At 52.6% G+C, this 5,081-nt stretch carries 6 protein-coding genes; 3 read left to right on the top strand and 3 right to left on the bottom strand.

Annotation, left to right across the window (positions count from 1 at the left end; genetic code table 11):
• Both JRG72_11870 and JRG72_11865 read left to right on the top strand, forming a co-directional pair.
• The coding region (locus JRG72_11870) for an ATP-dependent helicase (protein ID MBW2135899.1) at nt 1–173 on the top strand (173 nt) is incomplete at its 5' end.
• Between the two features lie 154 nt (nt 174–327).
• Nucleotides 328–849 (top strand): HU family DNA-binding protein, encoded by a 522-nt coding sequence (locus JRG72_11865; protein MBW2135898.1) that lies wholly within the window; start codon nt 328–330, stop codon nt 847–849.
• A 214-nt stretch (nt 850–1,063) separates the two neighbouring features.
• On the opposite strand, the gene JRG72_11860 is transcribed toward JRG72_11865, so the two are convergent.
• The 3 genes from JRG72_11860 to JRG72_11850 all read right to left on the bottom strand — a co-directional run bounded on the left by JRG72_11860 (nt 1,064) and on the right by JRG72_11850 (nt 3,721).
• On the bottom strand, nt 1,064–1,861 hold the full coding sequence (locus tag JRG72_11860) for a hypothetical protein (GenBank protein MBW2135897.1): 798 nt from the start codon (nt 1,859–1,861) through the stop codon (nt 1,064–1,066).
• Between the two features lie 41 nt (nt 1,862–1,902).
• Complete coding sequence (locus tag JRG72_11855) at nt 1,903–2,463, bottom strand: hypothetical protein (protein ID MBW2135896.1); 561 nt, start codon at nt 2,461–2,463, stop codon at nt 1,903–1,905.
• A 1,066-nt stretch (nt 2,464–3,529) separates the two neighbouring features.
• Nucleotides 3,530–3,721 (bottom strand): hypothetical protein, encoded by a 192-nt coding sequence (locus JRG72_11850; protein MBW2135895.1) that lies wholly within the window; start codon nt 3,719–3,721, stop codon nt 3,530–3,532.
• A 168-nt stretch (nt 3,722–3,889) separates the two neighbouring features.
• On the opposite strand from JRG72_11850, the gene JRG72_11845 reads away from it, so the two are divergent.
• A partial coding sequence (locus JRG72_11845; GenBank protein ID MBW2135894.1) for a ribonucleotide-diphosphate reductase subunit alpha occupies nt 3,890–5,081 on the top strand: 1,192 nt, incomplete at its 3' end.

The raw sequence follows: 5,081 nt of genomic DNA, 5'->3' as shown, positions 1-5,081 counted from the left end.
CCCTGTTTCTGGCCACGCCTATCCGGTTCAGCGGCCGGGTGCTGCAATACCTGGGGCGGATTTTACGACCGGCGCCGGGCAAAGACAAGGCCCGGGTCTATGATTATCTGGATGTCAACGTGGGAGTATTGATCAACGCCGCCCGCTCCCGGGCGCGGGTGTACGGGGGATAATCTCAGTATTGTCCCCACGCACGTGGGGGTGAACCGGAACGACAATCTATTGCCCCAAAACGGCCGAATCCAGGGGCGTTGGTCAATAAATTTGGTCAATATAATTTGTAATTTCTTGATATAACTGAAATAAATTTAAAAAGGGGAAAAAGAGATGACCAAAGCCGAATTGATCTCAAAAATTGCGGACCAGGCCCAGGTAACCAAGGTCGATGCGGAGAAAACTCTTAATGCCCTGATCAACGGTATTACCAACATCTTGCAGACTGAGGGCAAGCTAACTCTAGCCGGTTTCGGTACTTTTACGGTCGGCGAGCGCCAGGAACGGCAGGGGCGCAACCCTCAGACCGGGAAACCGATGAAGATTGCGGCTGCACGCAGCTTGACCAGGGCGGCGACAATGGCCACGGCCGCGGTATTCATGATACCCAGGCGCAGGGTGAGGTCGTGTTTGAGGCGTAATTCGGCCATACTGATTTTTTCTTCTAAGCGAAGTTCCAGTTCTTTTATATCGCGTTGCAGCAAGGCAATATCTTCTTTGGTGGCCCGGCGGCTCTCGATAATCTCTGCTACTGCCGTAGCCAGGACCTCGGCCTGTTTCTCGGTAAAATCCGCTTCACGCAGCCGCTTGGCAAACCCCAAGGTATCAAAGGCTATCGCTTTCATATTGATATGATTATCAATTTAAAGGTATTGGTCAACAGTTAATTATCATTCCGGACTCTCCGAATTTTTGGACACAGAAATCGGTTGGTTTTGATCGGCTCCCCCCTATTTTGGGAGGAGCCGATTCCCACTTCAACCTAGACCCAGCAAAACATCATTCGAGACAGCCAGGTCCGCAATTACCACCAAGCCGGCCAGGATATTTTTAAGTTTTTTGACTTCGCTTAACTTATTTTTCCGATATGCCTTCGCGATTCGCTTCTCCAGACCCCGGATGATCCGGCCCAGCTCCTGGCCGTCAAGACATTCGTGGCAAAGAACTTCGGACATGCTTCGGTTTCAGGAGAGGCTTCTGCGGCCTGACGGCGTTTCCGGCCAGACCTGGCTGAGGTTTCGCTGGTTTCAGCCGGTTCAGATTCGGGCTCCGCGGTCACAGTGGCTTCTTCTTCGGGCTCGCCAGCCCGATTCAGGGTTTGGCGGACCAGCCGTTCGATTTGCTTTTCGGATTCCTTCAAGGCGTTGCGGCAGTTGTCCTGGACCTCGACATACTGCCGATTGGTAATCTTTTTGGCGAACCACAGTTCGGCCAGTTTGACTATCAGCTTATCAAAGTCAAGTAAGATATCCAGGATGCGCATGGCCCCGGGAGAAGTCAGGTCAACGGTGGCCTTAATGGGTTTGGTGAAAACAACGGTTTTTTTGATTTTGCCGACCTCTGCATCATAGAGCAGATCAACTTTTTTGGCCTCGACGCGGAGATTTTCTTCTAATGGGGCTAGAATTTCTTCATCAATGTGCTTTTCTAAATCCTCTACCCTCTCCTTGTCGCCGACGCGGCGATATACGACGGTGCCCAACCGTAAGAGGGCCGCCGAGGTAAACTTAAAATGGAGCAATAAGGACTGGGCGTCGCCGCTATACAGGGTGATATCCCGCCGGACTACCGGCATGGTGTAGGGCAAGTTGGACGGCCCTTGCAGGTTAATGGATTGTGGTGAGGAAGACCGTTTTTTTCTAGCCATGATATTTTTACCTCCTGATTTTATTTGCCCGAGCCCGGGCCTTAGACGACTTTAAGGGTATCCGGTTTATTTCTGCCTTTGTCCCCTGAAAAAGCCCTTTTTTGAGTAGTTTTTCGAGGCGGGAGGAGCTGGCCCGTCTTGGCCATTTCCCGAATCTGCCACCGGGCTTGCAGGAACCTTTGCCGCCAGCTGCTTCTAACCTCCTTGAATTCTCGGTCATTAATGAGGCCGGTCAACCAACGCCTGTTTTCCCAGAACATCAGTTTGTCGAAATCGTAGATTAATTGCAGAAAAGACCGTACTCCCGGATAGAAGATTTTGATGGTCTTTTTTAAGGAAGCGGGGTAAACGACCTCGCATTCGCCGCAACACGCCTGGTAATCATCTATGGAGCATGCTGTGGCCGCTTCCAGGTCCGCGGCCAGGGGTTTGATAATTTCCTCGTCGATCACCCGTTGTAGTTCCCTGCCCTGGGAATCCGGACGGCGAAAATTGATTTTGTGCAAGGCGATGGACACAGATGGTATCAACGACAACAAGTTTTTGGCACTGGCGCTGTAGAGGTTAACTTCCTGCTCTACAAAAGCCCGGTCTCTTCTCATATGATCCCCCTTTTTTTGGGGAGATATTATTATTTTTCCTCCCGGTATTGACTTTGGAAAAAGGCCGATTTTAAGTTGTTTTTCAGGGTAACGGTTCTCTGATCGCGGGCCTTTCTCCGAAAAAGATAGCTAAAAAGTGAGATTTCGACGGAAAAAATTTTAACGGTTTAATTTATATTGAGGGCAATTATAGGGATTTCGGGTTACCCTGGCCCCGGTCGGGGCCTCTCAACCCGAGGGGGGGGACAGCAAACTGTCCGCCAGGTCGTAGGGGAGATCGACACCCCGGGTCTGTCAGGGGGGATCAGCACCCCAGGTCGTAGAGGAGATCGACGCCTCGGAGGTTGCGACTCTAACCGCACGGCAGGCGCCACGTTACGGTGCCGGCGGCAAGGGCGCGTTGGCAGTTAACTAAACAGCAAACCTCCAAAAGCTGTCCGCAGCTATAAACGGACCCGAGCCGGGGTAAAGGCTAGCCTGATGGGTGCCGGAGGGTCCATCCACAGCGTAAGCAGACCCGATGACCAGACAGCCAACATGCAGTCAGTAAAGGGCGGCGGCATGGGCTTGGCGACAAAAACGACCCGAGCCGGGGGTCAAGGCTAACACAAAACAGGCGATCCTCGCCGAAGAGAACACTGTGCCTGTTCAATCAATCGAGGCTCGCAGGCAGCCGCCTCCGGGGCGTCTGATCAACGCCAAAGGGCTGCGCCACTGGAGTAATCCAGGGTCCAACAGTACCGGGGTGGTTGGCAGGATTTTTTCTAAAAATTGTAAGAAGAAACTATTCCCCCCCGGGGAGGCAAATCCCCGGTCGGGGAAAGCAGCCTCCTGGTGGGACAAACCTAAAGGAGGTTAAAAATGAAGTTCAGAAATTTCTCGGATATTCTTGCTCAGTGGCAAGGTGGAGTTCAGCCCAGACCCGGCTATCCTGTAGTCAGGTATGTGCGCAAAACTAAACTCGAAAAATTATTCGGAAAGGAAATCCCAACTGCGATTACTGTGGGCAATCTATTCATGAGCTTCACCCCGGTATCGGAAGATTATTACCGGGCTGTCATAAAAACTACTTAACTACCTGCAAGGCTGGGGGCTCTTTGAGTTCCCATATCCATTCTTTCCAGGCGGGATTGTGCTTCTCTGATAATTCCTGAAAGATGGCGTTCCAGGCTTCGATTTCATCATCTGGATAAAAATCGCGGTCGGATTGCCAATGGCCTTTATGAAAACCGCCCTGAACAACTTTTAAATCTGCCATAAAGCCCTCCTTTCACCTGGTTTTATAACCTAAACCGGGTGGAAAAGCAAGGGTTAAGAACAAATAAACTTTCAAAAAATAAGAAGAAACTACCCCCACCGACAGGGAAATCCCCGGCGCGGGGAAATTGGCTTGTTGTTGGGGAAAGAACCTAAAGGAGGTCAAAAGATGAACACTATCCACGAAAACGCCATCAGCGGGGGCCTGCCTTTAAGCCCCAATGCGCTGGTAGTTTTAAAAAAACGCTATCTCAGAAAAGACGACCAGGGGGAAGTCTGCGAGACCGTGCCCGACATGTTTGAGCGGGTCGCGGCGACCATCGCCCAGGTGGACCGCCTCTATGATCCGGAGGCCGACATCGAGGAAACGGCTATCAAATTCTGCAACCTGATGGCTTCCCTGGCTTTCATGCCCAATTCTCCCACCCTGATGAACGCCGGGCGGGCCATCAAACATACCGCCCTGATCCACAAGAGCGGCGGCGGGACCGGCTTTGCCTTTTCCCGCATCAGACCCGAGGGCGACCCGGTAATGTCCACCAAAGGCGTGGCCTCGGGGCCGATCTCCTTCATGGAAATTTTTAACACGGCCACTGAGACCATCAAGCAGGGGGGCACCCGCCGGGGCGCAAACATGGCCCTTCTACGGGTCGATCATCCGGATGTGGAAAAATTCATCACCTGCAAGAACAAGCTGGACAGCCTGAATAATTTCAATATTTCGGTGGGCCTGACCGACGCCTTCATGGAGGCGGTGAAAAACCAGGATGATTTTCCCCTGGTCAATCCCCGCACCGGCGAGGTGGTCAAAAAGGTCAATGCCGCGGCGCTGTTCGATATGATCGTCCAAAGCTCCTGGGCCAACCCCATTCCGCATGTCGGGGAGATCGAGGCCACCAACCCCTGCGGCGAACAACCGCTGCTGCCGTATGAATCCTGCAATCTGGGATCCCTCAATCTGGCTGCGGTCGTTAATGACGGCCGGTTTGTCGGGACCATAGATTACGAACAATTAAAGGAAATCGTGTGGACCGCGGTCCATTTCCTGGACAACGTCATTGACGCCAATAAGTTTCCCTTGCCGGAAATTGCCGAGCGCACCATGCAGAACCGCAAGATCGGCCTGGGAGTAATGGGCTTTGCCGACATGCTGGTCAAGTTGGGCATTCCCTATAACTCCGAAGAGGCGGTGCAGACCGCCGAGAAGGTCATGAGCTTTATTCAGGCCGAATCCAAGGCTGCGTCCGCGGAGTTGGCCGCTCGGCGGGGCAATTTCCCTAACTTCCCTGGTTCTGTTTACGACCGAAAAGGCCAGGAGAAGATGAGAAATGCCACGACCACGACTATCGCCCCGACCGGCA

The organism is Deltaproteobacteria bacterium (assembly GCA_019309545.1).
Taxonomy (GTDB): domain Bacteria; phylum Desulfobacterota; class Desulfobaccia; order Desulfobaccales; family Desulfobaccaceae; genus Desulfobacca_B.
The sequence above is the reverse complement of the archived record's forward strand: the minus strand, read 5'-3'. Positions and strand labels throughout refer to the sequence as shown.

Bases quoted from the DNA above. Each gene is read 5' to 3' on its own strand.
- JRG72_11855 (MBW2135896.1), bottom strand. From the start codon at position 2,463: ATGAGAAGAGACCGGGCTTTTGTAGAGCAGGAAGTTAACCTCTACAGC.
- JRG72_11860 (MBW2135897.1), bottom strand. From the start codon at position 1,861: ATGGCTAGAAAAAAACGGTCTTCCTCACCACAATCCATTAACCTGCAA.
- JRG72_11850 (MBW2135895.1), bottom strand. From the start codon at position 3,721: ATGGCAGATTTAAAAGTTGTTCAGGGCGGTTTTCATAAAGGCCATTGG.
- JRG72_11865 (MBW2135898.1), top strand. From the start codon at position 328: ATGACCAAAGCCGAATTGATCTCAAAAATTGCGGACCAGGCCCAGGTA.